The sequence below is a fragment of the Serratia sp. AXJ-M genome (assembly GCF_046531865.1).
In the GTDB taxonomy this organism is placed as follows: domain Bacteria; phylum Pseudomonadota; class Gammaproteobacteria; order Enterobacterales; family Enterobacteriaceae; genus Serratia; species Serratia liquefaciens.
In genome coordinates, this window is record NZ_CP059394.1 from 2,090,907 (window position 1) to 2,108,047 (window position 17,141).

Below are 17,141 nucleotides of genomic sequence, written 5' to 3' on the forward strand. Positions count from 1 at the left end.
GGATAGGTCAGGCCGCCAGAGTATGTTCGCGGAATGCGGTCAGCAGTTCCTCGGTAAACTTAAGGCGTTTCTGGCGGTCGGTCAGGTCCAGCATAAACTTCAGCTTGGTCGGCCCATCCAGGCGATAGATCTGCGGGTTGCTTTGCAACAGGCCAATCAAATAGCCCGGATCGACCCGATTCTTCTCACCAAACTCGATAAAACCACCGCGCTCATTACCTTCGATGCGCTTGATCCCCAGCTTTTGTGCATGTTGACGCAGCGCCGCACTTTGCAGCAGGTTGCGCGCCGCATCAGGCAGCAGGCCGAAACGGTCGATCAACTCCACTTTCAACTCTTCCAGCTCGGCGTCGTTTTTCGCGCTGGCGATGCGTTTGTAGAACGACAGGCGCGTGTTGACGTCTGGGATATAGTCATCTGGCAGCAGGGCCGGCATGCGCAGCTCCACCTCGGTCTGGTTGCTGGTAAGATCTTCCAGCGAAGGTTCGCGCCCGTGTTTGAGTGCATCCACCGCGCTTTCCAACAGTTCCATGTACAGCGAAAAGCCGACGGTGGTCATCTGGCCGCTCTGATCTTCACCCAGCAATTCGCCCGCGCCGCGGATCTCCAGATCGTGGGTAGCCAGGGCAAAACCGGCGCCCAGGTCTTCCAGCGACGCGATGGCCTCCAGCCGCTTATGCGCGTCGGTGCTCATGGCTTTCGGATTTGGCGTCAGCAAATAAGCATAGGCCTGATGGTGAGAACGTCCGACACGACCGCGTAACTGATGCAGTTGCGCCAGCCCGAAACGATCGGCGCGTTCGATGATAATGGTATTGGCGCTGGGAATATCGATACCGGTTTCGATAATGGTGGTACAGACCAGTACGTTAAAGCGCTGGTGGTGGAAATCGTTCATCACCCGTTCCAAATCGCGTTCGCGCATCTGGCCGTGGCCAATTGCTATACGCGCTTCTGGCACCAGCTCAGCCAGTTTTTCCGCCGCCTTCTCGATATTTTCCACGTCGTTATACAGATAATAAACCTGACCGCCGCGCAGCACTTCACGCAGGATAGCCTCGCGCACCACCAGGCTGTCGTATTCGCGCACGAAGGTTTTCACCGCCAAACGACGCGCCGGTGGGGTAGCGATAATCGACAGGTCACGCATGCCGCTCATCGCCATATTCAACGTACGCGGGATTGGCGTCGCGGTGAGCGTCAGAATATCCACATCGGCACGCATCGCCTTGATGCGCTCTTTGTGGCGAACGCCGAAGCGGTGTTCTTCATCGACGATCAGCAGCCCCAAATCTTTCCAGCGCAGATCGCTCTGCAGCAGTTTGTGGGTACCGATGATGATGTCTACCTTACCGTCGACGGCATCGTCCATCACCTGTTGCTGCTCTTTGGCGCTACGGAAACGTGACATCATTTCGATGCGGATCGGCCAGGTGGCGAAGCGGTCGCGGAAGTTGTCAAAATGCTGCTGCGCCAGCAGGGTGGTTGGCACCAACACCGCCACCTGCTTGCCGTTTTCTACCGCCAGGAAGGCGGCACGCATCGCCACTTCGGTTTTGCCGAAGCCGACGTCGCCACAGACCAGACGATCCATGGCCAGGGGTTGGCACATGTCGCTCAGCACGGCGTTGATTGCCTGCTCTTGATCTGGGGTGGTTTCAAACGGGAAACTTTGGCAGAACAGCTGATACTGCTCACGGTTATGTTTAAAGGCGAAGCCGGTTTTGGCCGCGCGCTGTGCGTAAATATCCAGCAGTTCCGCCGCAACGTCCCGCACCCGTTCGGCGGCTTTTTGCCGTGCGCGCGTCCAGGCGTCTCCACCCAACTTGTGCAGCGGGGCGTTTTCGTCCGCACCGCCGGCGTAGCGGCTGATCAGATGCAATGAAGAGACCGGCACGTAGAGTTTGTCTTCGCCGGCGTAGGCCAGGATCAGGTATTCGGCCTTGATGCCGCCGGCTTCCAGCGTGGTCAGGCCAACGTAACGCCCGACGCCGTGCTCCAGGTGCACCACAGGCTGGCCAGGGTGCAGCTCCGCCAGGTTGCGGATCAGCACATCGGTATTAATGGTGCGACGGTTGTCCTGGCGACGGCGGCTAACGCGTTCGCCGAGCAGATCGCTTTCGCAGATCAGCGCCCGGTTGCGCATGCCGTCGAGGAAGCCGCGTTCGGAGGCGCCGACCATCATGTAGCGACCCGCCGGCTCGGCCTGATCGAGATGCTGGATCAAGGCGGTGCTGAGCTTGATGCGGCCGAGCAAATCCTGCAGCGTTTCACGGCGGCCTTCGCTTTCCACCGAGAAAATGATGCTGCCGTCGAAGCTTTCAGTAAAACGACGCAGGTTGTCCAGCGGCGCTTTCTGTTGGGCTTGCACCGCCAGATCAGGCAGGGTGCGATAATCCAGATTGGTGTTGCCGGCTTTGGCGGGCAGCTCTTCGGTTTTCAGCGCCATACGTGGCCAGGCTTTCAATTCGCTAAACAGCTCGTCAACCCGCAGCCACAGGCTTGGCGGCGCCAGCAGTGGGCGCATAGGATCGACCCGGCGGCTCTCGTAGCGTTGGTTAACGTCCAGCCAGAAACGATCGGCTGCGTTTTCCAGATTGCCGGTATTGACGATCAGCGTGTTCTCCGGCAGGTAGCTGAACAGTGACGGCAGCGGTTGGCTGAAGAACAGCGGTTGCCAGTATTCGATACCGGCCGGCCAGGTGCCTTTGCTGACCTGCTGATAAATATGTTCGGCGTCGCGGCGCACCTCAAACTGCTCGCGCCACTGGCTGCGGAACAGTTCGATGGCGTTTTTGTCGGTAGGGAATTCATGGGCCGGCAGCAGATTGATGGCCTCGACTTCGTTCAGCGTACGCTGGTTGTCGACATCAAAGGTGCGCAGGCTGTCGATCTCATCGTCGAAGAAATCGATGCGGTAAGGTTCTTCGCTGCCCATGGGGAACAGGTCGAGCAGCGCGCCGCGGGTGGCGAACTCACCGTGCTCCATCACCTGATCGACGCTGCGGTAGCCGGCCTGTTCCAGTTGGGCGCGCAGTTTGTCGCGTGACAGGCGCTGGCCTTTTTTCATCACCAGCGCGTGGCCGTGCAGAAACTCGTGCGGGCAAACGCGCTGCATTAAGGTATTGACCGGCAGAATAATTACGCCACGGGCCATGGTCGGCAGATGGTACAGGCTCGACAGACGGGCAGAGATGATTTCCTGATGCGGCGAGAAGCTGTCGTAAGGCAGGGTTTCCCAGTCGGACAGCGTGGTTACCATCTGGTCGGTAAACTGCTGAATTTCATCGCGCAGCCGCAGGGCATTTTGCATGTCCGGGGCGATCAGCATCACCGGCCCGTTATGACGTTCGACGATCTCGGCGCACTCCACGGCGCAGGCCGAGCCGGTCAGCTGCCCCAACTGGCGCAAATCGCCCGCGCGTTCAGGCAGGGAATAACGGGAGGATGACGATGAAGAACGGTTAGGGTTATCGGAGGTGCTCATTAAGGTATCTTTAATCAATGTGTTAAATTTCGCCCGGCACAGATTACAACGCGCCTTTACCCGGTAATACTAGCCCACTGAGCCATAAACTGACATAGGTAAAAGCGCGAAACCCGTCGTCTTTCAAGCGGCGACTTTCAAATGTACTGCAGGCAGATTAGTCGCTCCAGTAACGTTGGCGGGCGAATAAATTCGCCCCGATGACTTAGCCATAGGCCAGAGATTGAAGGTTGTGGTGCCCGTAATGCGGCGTTATTCCTGCGCGCCCATGGCAAGATAGTCGGCGATTTTATCAACGTCGACGTTGCCGCCGCTGACGATCACCCCGACCTTTTTGCCCCGCAGGTCGAGCAGTGAATTCATCGCCGCCGCCGCGGCCAGGCAGCCTGTGGGCTCGACCACCATTTTCATCCGCTCCATAAAGAAACGCATCTGTCGGCACAGCTGCTGGTCGCTGACCGTTAAAATATCTTCTACATACTGTTGAATGATCGGGAACGTCAACGTGCCCACCTGCTGCGTTTGCGCACCGTCGGCGATGGTTTTTGGCACCGGGATCTGGACCGGCTGGCCGCTACGGAACGCCAGCTGAACGTCGTTACCGGCCTGTGGTTCAACGCCGAAAACGCGGCACCCGGGCGACCAGTGGTGTGCCGCCACCGCGCTGCCCGCCAGCAAACCACCGCCGCCGGTGCACACCAACAAAACGTCCAGCGGCCCGACTTCCTCAATCAACTCTTTGGTAGCGGTGCCTTGGCCGGCGATGACCTGCGGGTAATCATAAGGCGGCACTATCGTCAGCCCCTGTTCTGCTGCCAGCCGTTGAGTTATGGCAGCACGGTCTTCACTGTGACGCTGATAAATCACGACGTTGGCGCCGTAGCCGCGCGTTGCTGCCAGCTTGGTTGCCGGTGCGTCGTGCGGCATCACGATGGTCACCTTGACCCCCAGTTCCCGTGCCGCCAATGCCATTGCCTGCGCATGGTTGCCGGAAGAGAAGGCAATCACGCCAGCCTGGCGCTGCGCCGGGCTCAATTGAGCAATAGAATTGTACGCGCCACGAAACTTGAAGGCGCCTACACGCTGGAAGTTTTCGCACTTGAAGAACAGCTGCGCCCCGGCGATGTTGTCGGCCTGCTGCGAGGTCATGACCGGTGTGCGCAGGGCATGTCCTGCCAGGATTTCGGCGGCGGTAGAGATATCGGCGGCGGTGATGCAGTGGGGCGTTGAACTCATGGCGACCTCGTCTGGTGAAAGGTTGATTGATTACCCGATTATTTTAATTTACTCTTTGTAAAGTTATTGTCAAATGGTTAAGTTTATGAGCGATCTCAGGCAGGAAAATGCGCTGCTGTTGCGCGAAGCGGAAAAAATTGTTCAGGCACTGGGCGCGATGTTTGCGCCCAGCTGTGAAGTGGTATTGCACGATCTGACGCAACCGAATCATGCCATCGTCAGCATCGCCAATAACCTGTCGAACCGCAGTATCGGCGATGCCGCCAGTGAAATGGGGCTTGAGCGTATTGCCTCGCCGGATTTTCCGGACGTGGTGCAAAACTATGCCAATGCGTTCCCGGATGGGCGTCCGGCCAAGAGCACCTCCATTGGTCTGCGCAACAGCCAGGGGGTCTACGTGGCGGCAATCTGCCTTAACCTGGACGTTTCAATCTTCAACAGCGTCAACGCCATCCTGCAACAACTGACCGCGGTGGTACAGAGCACGCCGCAGGCGGCGGATGAAGGGGCTCGCTCACTGTCCGACATTGCTTCAGTGATCAACAACTTTGCCGCTTCGCATGCCACTGCACCGCGCGCGCTTACGTCTGAGCAGCGTGTTCAGGTGATCCAGCAACTAAAGCAGCAGGGCTATCTGCAACTGCGCGGGGCAGCCACCATGGCGGCGGAGGCGCTGGGGATTTCCCGGGTGTCGGTTTACAACCTGTTAAAGCGCGATGCCGGGTGACGTGCTGCTGCTGGCGCGATCGACGGAATAAAAGGCGTCAGGGTGGTTCCCTAAACGGGGTATAGCCTTTATTATCCTTGATCACTTTGCTTAAGCTACGGCAACAAAACGGATTTCATGTATCAACCTGTCGCGTTATTCATTGGCCTGCGCTACATGCGCGGGCGGGCATCAGACCGCTTCGGACGGTTTGTTTCCTGGCTTTCCACCATCGGCATTACGCTGGGGGTGATGGCGTTGGTCACCGTCTTGTCGGTGATGAACGGTTTTGAAAAGGATCTGGAAAACAACATACTCGGTCTGATGCCGCAGGCGTTGATCACCAGCCCACAGGGCTCGATCAACCCTCAGCAGATCCCGGCATCGGCGGTACAAAGCCTGCAGGGCGTTAGCCGCGTAGCGCCACTGACCACCGGTGACGTAGTGCTGCAAAGCGCTCGCAGCGTGGCGGTCGGCGTGATGTTGGGGGTCAATCCGGACGAAGCCGATCCTTTGACGCCGTTCCTGGTCAACGTCAAGCAGCAGCTGTTGCAGCCGGGCCAGTACAACATCATTATCGGCGAGCAGTTGGCCGGGCAACTTGGCGTTAAACGCGGCGATCCGCTGCGGGTGATGGTGCCCAGCGCCAGCCAGTTCACGCCGATGGGCCGCATCCCTATTCAACGCCTGTTTACCGTGGTCGGCACCTTCCATGCCAACAGCGAAGTGGACGGCACCCAGATGCTGGTCAATCAGCAGGATGCCTCACGTCTGCTACGCTACCCGGCGGGCAATATCACCGGATGGCGCCTGTTCCTGCAGCAGCCGCTGACGGTCGATACTCTCAGCCAACAGAAATTGCCGCAGGGCACCGAGTGGAAAGACTGGCGCGAGCGCAAGGGCGAGCTGTTCCAGGCAGTGCGTATGGAGAAAAACATGATGGGGCTTTTGCTTAGCCTGATCGTGGCCGTCGCGGCCTTTAACATCATCACTTCACTCGGCCTGCTGGTGATGGAGAAGCAGGGCGAAGTTGCCATTCTGCAGACCCAGGGCCTGACGCGTCGACAGATCATGTCGGTATTTATGGTGCAAGGCGCCAGCGCCGGCATTATCGGCTCGCTGCTCGGTACGCTGTTGGGCGTGTTGCTGGCCAGCAACCTGAATAACCTGATGCCGATCCTCGGCGCTTTGATTGACGGCGCATCGCTGCCGGTGGCGGTGGATCCGCTACAGGTGACGATTATCGCCGTAGCGGCGATGGCGGTGTCTCTGTTGTCCACGCTTTACCCTTCATGGCGCGCTGCCGCCGTACAACCCGCTGAGGCTTTACGTTATGAGTAACCATCTTTTGTTGCAGTGCGACAACCTGTGCAAGACCTATAAGGAAGGTAACCTGCATACCGACGTACTGCGCAATGTCAGCTTTGCCATGCAGCCGGGCGAGATGATGGCGATTGTCGGCAGCTCGGGTTCCGGTAAAAGTACCTTGCTGCATCTGCTGGGTGGGCTGGACTCACCAACCTCCGGCGAGGTGATTTACAAAGGGCAGTCTCTGAATACCCTGTCATCGGCCGCCAAGGCGGAGCTGCGTAACCGCCAGTTGGGCTTTATCTACCAGTTCCATCATCTGTTGCCTGACTTTACCGCGCTGGAAAACGCCGCGATGCCTTTGCTGATCGGCGGGATGAAACCGGCGCAGGCGCAGGAAAAGGCGCTGGAAATGCTGACGGCGGTCGGGCTGGCAAAGCGCAGCAAGCACCGGCCGTCAGAACTCTCCGGCGGTGAGCGTCAGCGCGTGGCGATTGCCCGTGCGCTGGTCAATAACCCGTCGCTGGTATTGGCGGACGAACCTACCGGTAACCTCGATAAACGCACTGCCGACAGCATTTTCGATCTGCTCGGCGAATTGAACGTGCGCCAGGGCACTGCGTTTCTGGTGGTCACTCATGACTTGCAGTTGGCCAAGCGCCTCAGCCGCCAGTTGGAAATGGCCGATGGCCATCTGCAGGCCCAGTTGACGCTGTTGGGGGCTGAGTAATGGCGGGAGCGTCACTTTCGTTTCTGACGGCCCTGCGCTTCAGCCGTGGGCGCAAGCGCGGCGGCATGGTGTCGCTGATCTCGGTGATTTCCACCATAGGTATCGCGCTGGGCGTGGCGGTGCTGATCGTCGGCCTGAGCGCCATGAACGGTTTTGAGCGCGAGCTGAAAAATCGCATTTTGGCGGTGGTGCCGCACGGTGAAATAGAGCCGGTTAAGCAGCCGTTCAAAGACTGGTCGTCAATTTTGCAACGGGTGGAAAAAGTGCCCGGTATTTTGGCCGCCGCTCCCTACATCAACTTTACCGGCCTGATGGAAAACGGCGCACAGCTGCGGGCGGTCGGGGTGAAAGGGGTGGATCCTCAGCAGGAAAACCAGCTTAGCGCACTGCCGAAATATGTGCAGGGCGACGCCTGGGACAATTTCAAAAGCGGTGAGCAACAGGTGATCCTCGGCAAGGGCGTCGCCGACGCTTTGGGCGTCAAGCAGGGCAGCTATGTGACGGTGATGATCCCCAACAGCGACCCGCAGATGAAGCTGTTGCAACCGAAGCGCATTCGTTTACACGTCACCGGGATTTTGCAGCTCAGCGGTCAGCTCGATCACAGTCTGGCTATGGTGCCACTGGCCGATGCCCAACAGTATCTGGACATGGGTGACAGCGTCACAGGTATTGCCATCAAGGTTAACGACGTGTTTGCCGCCAACAAGCTGGTGCGTGACGCTGGTGAAGTCACCAATTCCTACGTGTATATCAAGAGTTGGATCGGCACCTACGGCTATATGTACCGCGATATCCAGATGATCCGCGCGATTATGTATTTGGCGATGGTGCTGGTGATCGGCGTGGCCTGTTTTAACATTGTCTCCACGCTGGTGATGGCGGTGAAGGACAAGAGTGGTGATATCGCCGTACTGCGCACCTTGGGGGCCAAAGACGGTTTTATCCGCGCCATATTTATCTGGTACGGCCTGCTGGCCGGGCTGGTGGGTAGCCTCAGCGGCGTGGTGGTCGGGGTTATCGCCTCACTGCAGCTGACCAATATCATCAAAGGCTTGGAAAAGCTGATGGGGCATTCGTTCCTGTCGGGAGATATCTACTTCATCGACTTCCTGCCTTCTGAGCTGCACTGGCTGGACGTGGTGATTGTACTGGTGACCGCGCTGGTGCTCAGCCTGTTGGCCAGCTGGTATCCGGCCAGGCGCGCCAGCCGTATCGATCCGGCGCGAGTGTTGAGCGGACAATAATGAAAATCAGGGGAGGCAGAGATGCCGCCCCTTTTTTTAGCCTGAGGGTGGGTTATGTACTACGGTTTCGATATGGGCGGCACCAAGATTGAGCTGGGCGTGTTCGATGCAGATCTGCAGCGTATCTGGCAAAAAAGGGTGCCGACGCCACGTGAGGATTATCGACAACTGCTGACGACGCTGCGCGATCTGACGTTTGAAGCGGATGCGTTTTGTGGCCAAAAAGGCATGGTAGGTATCGGTATTCCCGGCCTGCCCAACGACGATGACGGTACGGTTTTCACCGCCAACGTCCCGGCGGCGATGGGCCAGCGCTTGCCGCATGACCTGGCCGAGTTGATTGGCCGTGACGTACGCATCGATAACGACGCCAACTGCTTTGCGCTGTCGGAGGCCTGGGACGAGGAGTTTCGTCGCTATCCGACGGTGCTGGGCATTATCCTCGGTACCGGGGTAGGCGGCGGGCTAATCGTCGACGGTAAGGTGCTCTCCGGGCGTAACTATATCGCCGGTGAATTTGGTCATTTCCGTCTGCCGGTGGATGCGCTGGAGGTGTTGGGACGTGATATACCTCGCGTTCCTTGCGGGTGCGGTCATCAGGGTTGCATCGAAAATTACATTTCTGGCCGCGGTTTTGAGTGGATGTACGGCCACTTTTACCAGCAGCACTTGCCTGCGCAGCAGATCATTGCGCATTATCAGGCAGGTGAGCCGCAGGCGGTGGCTCATGTCGAACGTTTCATGGACGTCCTGGCGATATGCCTGGGCAATCTGCTGACTATCATCGATCCGCATCTGGTGGTGATTGGCGGTGGCTTGTCGAATTTTGACGCTATTTACCAGGCGTTACCGCAGCGTTTGCCGGCGCATGTGTTGCGCGTGGCCAAGCTGCCACGAATTGAAAAAGCCCGTTACGGGGACGCCGGTGGCGTACGCGGGGCGGCGTTCCTCAATTTGGTTAACAGGGAAAAGTAAGGAGAGAGTTAATGCACACTCGTCATCGGCTGTGTCAGTTTCGCAAGAGTAAGCATGTGCTGCATCAGCGCTTTCGTTCGCGGATTTTTCATCGCGATACCATGGCGGCGGCCGAGCTGAAAAAGCCGTTTGTCGTGGTGTTGACCGGCGCCGGGATCTCGGCTGAGTCGGGTATTCGTACCTTCCGGGCGGCGGACGGGTTGTGGGAAGAGCATAGCGTGGAGGATGTTGCTACGCCGGAAGGTTATCAGCGCGATCCACAGCTGGTACAGGCGTTTTACAATGAACGCCGTCGTCAGCTGCAATCGTCGGACATTGCGCCTAACGCTGCGCATCGTGCCCTGGCGGATCTGGAAGCGTGGTTGGGGGATAACTTCCTGCTGGTAACGCAAAATATCGATAACCTGCATGAGCGCGCAGGCAGCTCGCGGGTGTTGCATATGCACGGTGAGCTGTTGAAAGTACGCTGCACCAGCTCCGGGCAGGTCTTTGACTGGCCCGAAGACCTTAGCGTGGACGACCGCTGCCATTGTTGCCAATTCCCGGCCCCGTTGCGCCCACACGTGGTGTGGTTCGGCGAAATGCCGCTGGGCATGGATGAAATTTATCAGGCGCTGGCCAAGGCCGACTTCTTTGTCGCTATCGGCACCTCGGGCCACGTTTATCCGGCGGCGGGCTTTGTGCATGAAGCGCGGCTGGGTGGGGCGCATACCATGGAGCTCAACCTGGAGCCCAGCCAGGTGGAAAGTCAGTTTGATGAAAAACACTACGGCCAGGCCAGCGCGGTGGTACCACGTTTTGTGCACAAATTCCTGGTAGGGAAAGTTGAAAGGGCTGATAGGCCTTAAGCCCAGGTCAATGCGCTGTCTGACTCGGGTAACTGGCCGGCCGTTTGACGCCGGCCTTTCTTTGGTTAAATGAGCAGGGGCGACGGTGAATTTCAAGCAGGTATTCAGCCAGGCGGATCTGAGCAAAACGGATCTCACCATCCTCAACGCTATCTTCGACAACCCGGACGCCTGCATTGACGAGGGTATCCGTGCGGTTTCCGTTCGTTGCCACAGTTCACCCTCGACCCTGGTGCGGTTGGCGAAAAAGCTGGGCTTTCGCGGCTATCTGGAACTGGTGTATTTCATCAAGTTCAACCTGGTGATGGCACCGGCTTTTCAGGAGCAGCCGCAGCCGACGGCACCGGCCAGCTTAAAACAGCAGACCCAATTCCTTGATCTGCTCGACAGCGGCAAAATCCTGATCCACGGCAGCGGTTTCTCGCAGCTGGTGGCGCAGTACATGTACAACAAATTTATGACGCTGGGCATCGACAGCTACCTGTCGCTGTGGCCGGATTTCGAGATCCTCGATCGAGAGATGCGTTTCCGGTTTGATATGGTGATTGTGATTTCAAAATCGGGCAACAGCAGCTCGGCGCTGAGTTGGAGCGACGCGGTGAAACGCAATAATATCCGGCTGGCGGCGTTTTGTGGCGACGGAAACAGCCCGCTGGCGCAGCAGGCCGATATGACCTTTATTTACGAGGATCGGCAAAAGTACGACCACGATATTTACTATCCCAACCCGTTTTTCGGCCACTGCCTGCTGGGGTTTGAGAACCTGATCAAAGCCTGGTTTGAACGGCGCAGCCGTTGAGGCCTGCGCCGTTTCAGCCCTGCTTAATGCCAATGCTTGGCATACTGGTGATGAGCCTGCAGGTACTCTTCAACCAGCGTTTTTGCCAGCGAGTAAGAGTTGACCAGCGGATGCACCATCAGCGCCTTGATGGCCTTCTGACGATTCCCTTCCAGAATGGCGGCAACCGCCAGGCGTTCGTACTCTTTGACCTGGGAGATCAGGTTTTTCTGGGTGTCGGGAATATCATTCATTTTTACCGGGTGAATGCCCGCGTTGCTGAGTTCGCAGCTGATTTCAATCACGTCTTCCGGGTGCAGGAAGTCGAGCGTCCCGTTGTTCTGCATCGACACCACCACGCGTTTTTGCTGGCCGTTGTTTACCGCCTCCAAAATGTCTATTGCCACCCCGGCATAACCGCCACTGTCAGGCTGTTCGATAAACTGCTGCAGCGTCAGCATCTCACGCTCTTTGACTTTACCCTGGCTGGATTCGCGCTGCATGTAGGAGTTTTCCCGCGTCAGATAGTGAGCGAAATAGACGCTGAAAGCCTGCTCCAGCTGCGTGGCAATATCCAGCCTGGCTAGGTCGGCCAGCATTTGCTGGTTTATCAGCGCAATCTGTTCGCCACGGGTTTCTCCGGCATCGACGATGGCGGCAATCGCCTGTTCCCGGTAATAGTAGTAATACAGATACTCATTGAGCATCAGGTTATCGGACAGCGCGACCAGCTCTGGCGAGAAATATTTCATGCAGGTATCACGGTACAGGCGTGGATCGGCCAGCAGTTGCTCGCTCACCTCCAGACCGTTGACCCGCACATTGCGGAACCATGACAGGTGATTTAGCCCAAAGCAGTCGACGCTAAGCTCGGACTCACGACAGCCCAGCAGTTCCGCCAGCTCACGGATAAACTCGCTGGGGGCGTCGCATATGCCGTACACCTTGCGTTTGAAGCCGGATTTGATGATGGCTTCGGTCACCATGCCGGAAGGGTTGGTAAAGTTGAACAGTACCGCGTCCGGTGATGATACCTGCTCTATGAGCCGACAATATTCCACTATGGCCGGAATAGAACGCATCGCCATGGCAAAGCCGCCGGCACCGGTGGTTTCTTGCCCCAGAACCTGATGATTGAGTGCGATACGTTCGTCATGAATGCGGCCTTCTTCACCGCCGATACGCAGGGTGGTGATGATATAATCGGCTCCGCTCAGCGCCTGATGGGCGTCGCTGCTCAGGCTGAACCTGATGTCGCTGCGGATACGCTCGAAGACACCCTGTGCGATGGCGCCGTAGACCGCCAATTTCTCCCGATCGGTATCCATAAACACCACTTCGGTGACGCCGATGCGGTGGGCGTTATAGGCAATGGACTTGGCCAGGAACGGTGAGCGTACGCCACCGCCGCCCAGAACGGTTAATTTCATGAATTTTCTCCCAATAAATAAAGTTATAATGCTGCTAAATATTTTTCGACCTGACTCTTCACTTTTCCGACGGTGACACCATAAATCACCTGGACTTCACGCCGGCTTTTCACCACGCCTTTTGCTCCGGTACTTTTTAATGCGGCCTCATCAATTAATTGCATGTCTTTTAGTTCGACGCGTAATCGGGTGAAGCAGTTGTCGACGGAAATAATGTTTTCTTTGCCACCCAGGGCACGAATAATAATCCCGCTTAACTCATTGGGTGTATTTTTGCTGTTCTGATAATCCTGTTTGGAATAGAGCTTGACTGCGTCGTCATCCTCACGGCCCGGCGTTTTTAAATTAAGCTTCAGCACCAGGGTTTTGAACACCAGGTAATACACCGCGAACTGCACCAGACCAATCACCACGTACAGCGGCCAGCGGGTGAGGGCGACCGGTAACGGCAGGTTGTAAACCAGGAATTCGATCAGGCCGCTGGCACCCCAGGGTCGAACGTCGAACAGGTTACACGCAACTTGCGAAAGCGCGGTCAGCACTGCGTGTATCACCCACAGCAACGGTGAGATAAACAGGAAGGTGAACTCGATCGGTTCGGTTATGCCTACCAGAATGGAAGTGGTGATGGCCGGGATCAATATCGCCTTGGCCAGCACTTTTTTCTCCGGTTTGGCGGTGTGATAGAACGCCAACGCAGCGCCTGACAGGCCGAAAATGGTCACCATGCCCTGTTGCGAAAAGCGCAGTGCCTCGTTCATCAGCGGGGAGATGCTCGGGTCGCGCATATAAGCGAGGAAAATGGCCTGCGAGCCCGACACCGTATGGCCGTCTTGTACAATTGAACCGCCGATGCTGGTCAACTGAAACGGCGACCAGATAAAATGATGCAGACCGGTGGGGATCAGGAATTTTTCGAAAAAGCCATAGACGAAGACCCCGAGCGAGCCTGAGCTTTTCATAAAGCCGGTCAGGGAAATCAGCCCGTGTGAAATGGCCGGCCAAAGGTAGCTGAAACCGACGGCATACAGCATGATCACCGGCGTCATGGCGATTAGCACCAGCTTGGAACCGCCATAGACGGAAAGTACGCCGTTCAGCTCCACGTTACACAATCTGTTGTGCACCCAGGCGATAGTGACACCGAGGATCAGGCCGAGGAAAATGCCCATATCCACCACGGTAAAGCCCAGCAGTTCGGTTTGTCCGGTGCCGTAATATTCCCCATTGATTTTCTGCGCTATGTGACCGCTTAATTGCAGATAGGATGAGTTGGCGCCCAGGAACATAATAAAGCACATCACGGCAACCAGCGCCGCTTCGCTTTTTTTATCCTTCGCCAGGCCGTAGGTAATACCGATGCAAAAAATCAGCCCGAGATTACCAAACAGCGGCCAAAAGGTATCACCGATCATTTTGCCGATATGAAATACGCCGGAGTTTTCATTCACCAGCGTGGCATTGGTGAGAATAGAACTTAATGCCAGAATCAGACCAATTACCGGCAGAAAGAATATTGGCCCCATCATGGCTTTGGAGAAAATCTGCAGCTTGCTTAAGATATTATCAATAATATCTTTCATGGCAGTTCCTTTTTTATATTTTAGTGGATAACGACGTTGCTGGTAATACTCCCTGGTATGGCGAAATAAAAATGATTTTGAATGCGGCAACCCCTGCCTTAAACCAGTTATAGGTGGAATGATTTAGCGATGCAATCAGCCGCCGGAAAAAGGTACCGGTGGTCAATGACTGACAACCGGTACCAGGCGTGAAGAGGATCACATAAGGGGGGTAGTGAAAGGTAAGATGGACGGTGTACCAAAGGACGAGGCGAAATATCAAACACCACAAGAATTAATGATTTCCGTTAAATCTGGTTAAAAATGACCTGTCTCAATATTTGATCTCGATCGGTTCCGCATAATGAAACGCGAAATTCTGAGGGCGGATACCATGGATAAACTACTTGATCGCTTTTTTAACTACGTCTCATTCGACACGCAATCTAAAGCGAACGTCAAACATGTGCCGAGCACCGACGGGCAATTGAAGCTGGCGCGTGCGTTGCAGCAGGAAATGATTGAACTGGGGTTTGAACGGGTGTCGCTCAGTGAGCATGGCTGTGTGATGGGCACCTTGCCGGGGAACGTTACCTGGCCCGTGCCGGCGATAGGCTTTATTGCCCACCTGGATACTTCACCGGATTTTACCGGTAAGCACGTCAACCCGCAGATCGTCGAAAATTACCGCGGCGGCGATATTGCCTTGGGCATTGGTGATGAAGTGCTGTCGCCAGTGATGTTCCCGATCCTGCACCAGATGTTGGGGCAGACGCTGATCACCACCGACGGTAAAACGCTGCTCGGTGCCGATGACAAGGCGGGCATCGCCGAAATCCTGACCGCCATGGTGCGACTGCAGCAGCGCAACATTCCACACGGCGATATCCGCGTAGCCTTTACACCGGATGAAGAGGTGGGGAAAGGGGCGCGGTTGTTTGACGTGGCGCAGTTCGATGCCGAATGGGCCTATACCGTGGACGGTGGCGGCGTGGGTGAGTTGGAGTGCGAAAACTTCAACGCAGCATCGGTGACGGTGAAAATTGTCGGTAACAATGTCCACCCGGGCAGCGCCAAAGGGGTGATGGTGAATGCCTTGTCGTTGGCGACGCGTATTCAGCAGGCGTTACCGGCGGATGAAACCCCGGAAACCACCAGCGGCTATCAGGGGTTCTACCACCTCAGCAGCTTTAAGGGGAGCGTTGAACGCGCCGAGATGCAGTACATCCTGCGTGATTTTGAGCGTGAGGGTTTTGAGGCACGTAAACGCCGGATGATAGAGGTCGCTCAACAGGTGGGCAAAGGTCTGCCGCGCGATTGTTATATTGAAGTTACGATTGAAGACAGCTATTACAACATGCGGGAACAGGTGGCAGAGCATCCGCATGTGATTGCATTGGCACAGCAGGCAATGCGTGATTGTGATATCGAACCGATCATGAAACCGATTCGCGGCGGTACCGACGGTGCTCAGCTGTCGTTTCGCGGCTTGCCTTGCCCAAATCTGTTCACCGGCGGATATAACTACCACTGCAAGCATGAGTTTGTGTCGCTGGAAGGGATGGAACAGGCGGTTTCGGTTATTATGCGCATCGCTGCGCTGACCGCCGAACGCGCCAAATAACCTCGATGAGATTGAGTATAATTGCTTGCCGTAACAATGATTTGCTCCTAGTGTAGGATATATTTCCAGCACAAGGAGCCGTATCATGAGCAGTACCGAGCACCGTATCGATCGCCAGTGTCTTGAGCAGTTTGTGCAGGCTATTTGGCGCCACGCCGGCAGTACCGAGCAGGAGGCCGCGCGGGTGGCGGATCACCTGGTTCAGGCGAATCTGGCCGGGCACGATTCCCACGGCGTAGGCATGATCCCCAGCTATATGTCGTCATTGGCACAGGGGCATTTGCAGCTTAACGTTCATGCCAAAGTGGTGCGCGATGCCGGAGCGGTGCTGACGGTGGACGGCGGACAGGGTTTTGGTCAGGTCGTCGCCTGTGAGGCGATGGAAAAAGGCATAGAGCGCGCCCGGCAGTTGGGGCTGGCTGCGGTGGCGTTGCACAACTCACATCACATTGGCCGCATTGGTCACTGGGCCGAGCAATGTGCGCGAGCCGGTTTTATCTCTATCCATTTCGTCAATGTGGTGGGCGATCCTATGGTGGCACCGTTCGGCGGCAGTGACCGTCGTTTCGGCACCAACCCCTTCTGCGTTATTTTTCCCCGTAAGGATAAAAAACCGTTGCTGCTGGATTTTGCCACCAGCGGTATCGCGTTTGGTAAAACCCGCGTGGCCTACAACAAAGGTTTGAGCGTCGCGCCGGGTTATCTGATCGACCAACACGGCCAGCCAACGACGGAACCCAAGGTGATGCACGAACAGCCGTATGGCTCGTTGCTGCCTTTCGGTGCCCATAAGGGTTATGCGTTAGCCACGTTATGCGAAATCCTCGGCGGTGCGCTGTCCGGTGGCCGCACTACTCATGCGGCGACGGTGAAATCCAACAGCGATGCTATTTTCAACTGCATGACCACCATCATCCTCAATCCGGAAGCCTTCGACGCGCCAGAGATGCAAACCGAGGCCGAGGCCTTTATCGATTGGGTGAAGGCTTCACCGCCAAGTGACGGCCAACCGATTGAAGTGCCGGGTGAGTGGGAAGATGCCAACCGTGAAGCGCGGTTGCGGCAGGGGATCCCGATAGACGACAACACCTGGCGGCAGATCTGTGCTGCGGCAATCCAGGCTGGCATGTCGGACGCCGAATTGGATGGTTATCAGACCAGGGCGTTGCGGGCATAAAAAAGCCACCCGCCGAAACGCGGGTGGCTCTGG

Annotated in this window: 13 protein-coding genes; 9 read left to right on the forward strand and 4 right to left on the reverse strand. The window is 56.7% G+C overall.

Annotation, left to right across the window (positions count from 1 at the left end):
- Window positions 1–7: 7 nt before the first annotated feature.
- Entirely contained in the window at window positions 8–3,487 is a 3,480-nt protein-coding gene (gene mfd, locus H0S68_RS09825) for a transcription-repair coupling factor (protein WP_046373825.1), read from the reverse strand.
- A 252-nt stretch (window positions 3,488–3,739) separates the two neighbouring features.
- A complete protein-coding gene (locus H0S68_RS09830) occupies window positions 3,740–4,723 on the reverse strand; it encodes a threo-3-hydroxy-L-aspartate ammonia-lyase (protein WP_116690699.1) in 984 nt (327 codons plus the stop codon).
- Window positions 4,724–4,808: 85 nt separating this feature from the next.
- Here H0S68_RS09830 and H0S68_RS09835 point away from each other — a divergent pair, with 85 nt between their 5' ends.
- The 7 genes from H0S68_RS09835 (at window position 4,809) to H0S68_RS09865 (ending at window position 11,336) form a co-directional block, all read left to right on the forward strand.
- Complete coding sequence (locus H0S68_RS09835) at window positions 4,809–5,450, forward strand: transcriptional regulator (protein ID WP_048760668.1); 642 nt, start codon at window positions 4,809–4,811, stop codon at window positions 5,448–5,450.
- A 117-nt stretch (window positions 5,451–5,567) separates the two neighbouring features.
- Window positions 5,568–6,770 (forward strand): lipoprotein-releasing ABC transporter permease subunit LolC, encoded by a 1,203-nt coding sequence (gene lolC, locus H0S68_RS09840; RefSeq protein ID WP_044549980.1) that lies wholly within the window; start codon window positions 5,568–5,570, stop codon window positions 6,768–6,770.
- Entirely contained in the window at window positions 6,763–7,467 is a 705-nt protein-coding gene (gene lolD, locus H0S68_RS09845) for a lipoprotein-releasing ABC transporter ATP-binding protein LolD (RefSeq protein ID WP_410529350.1), read from the forward strand. The genes lolC and lolD overlap by 8 nt, the downstream gene beginning before the upstream one ends.
- Window positions 7,467–8,714, forward strand: coding sequence for a lipoprotein-releasing ABC transporter permease subunit LolE (lolE, locus tag H0S68_RS09850; RefSeq protein ID WP_174574092.1), 1,248 nt, complete (start codon window positions 7,467–7,469; stop codon window positions 8,712–8,714). Before lolD ends, lolE begins: the two co-directional genes overlap by 1 nt.
- Before the next feature lie 54 nt (window positions 8,715–8,768).
- Entirely contained in the window at window positions 8,769–9,689 is a 921-nt protein-coding gene (nagK, locus tag H0S68_RS09855) for an N-acetylglucosamine kinase (protein ID WP_020826460.1), read from the forward strand.
- 11 nt (window positions 9,690–9,700) lie between these two features.
- Window positions 9,701–10,537, forward strand: coding sequence for a Sir2 family NAD+-dependent deacetylase (gene cobB, locus H0S68_RS09860; protein ID WP_048760671.1), 837 nt, complete (start codon window positions 9,701–9,703; stop codon window positions 10,535–10,537).
- An 85-nt stretch (window positions 10,538–10,622) separates the two neighbouring features.
- The gene (locus H0S68_RS09865; RefSeq protein ID WP_116690697.1) at window positions 10,623–11,336 is read left to right on the forward strand and encodes a MurR/RpiR family transcriptional regulator; all 714 of its coding nucleotides are present in this window, start codon (window positions 10,623–10,625) and stop codon (window positions 11,334–11,336) included.
- Between the two features lie 23 nt (window positions 11,337–11,359).
- Here H0S68_RS09865 and H0S68_RS09870 read toward each other — a convergent pair whose 3' ends face one another.
- A complete protein-coding gene (locus tag H0S68_RS09870; RefSeq protein ID WP_130015580.1) occupies window positions 11,360–12,745 on the reverse strand; it encodes a glycoside hydrolase in 1,386 nt (461 codons plus the stop codon).
- A 23-nt stretch (window positions 12,746–12,768) separates the two neighbouring features.
- Window positions 12,769–14,328 carry a PTS transporter subunit EIIC gene (locus tag H0S68_RS09875; protein ID WP_128864288.1) on the reverse strand — a complete coding sequence of 520 codons (1,560 nt, stop codon included), beginning with the start codon at window positions 14,326–14,328 and terminating at the stop codon, window positions 12,769–12,771.
- Between the two features lie 373 nt (window positions 14,329–14,701).
- On the opposite strand from H0S68_RS09875, the gene pepT reads away from it, so the two are divergent.
- Together pepT and H0S68_RS09885 are read left to right on the forward strand one after the other, a co-directional pair.
- Window positions 14,702–15,931 (forward strand): peptidase T, encoded by a 1,230-nt coding sequence (gene pepT, locus H0S68_RS09880; RefSeq protein WP_046375051.1) that lies wholly within the window; start codon window positions 14,702–14,704, stop codon window positions 15,929–15,931.
- A gap of 85 nt (window positions 15,932–16,016) precedes the next feature.
- Window positions 16,017–17,108, forward strand: a complete 1,092-nt coding sequence (locus H0S68_RS09885) for a malate/lactate/ureidoglycolate dehydrogenase (RefSeq protein WP_130015583.1) — start codon at window positions 16,017–16,019, stop codon at window positions 17,106–17,108.
- The last annotated feature ends 33 nt before the right edge of the window (window positions 17,109–17,141 follow it).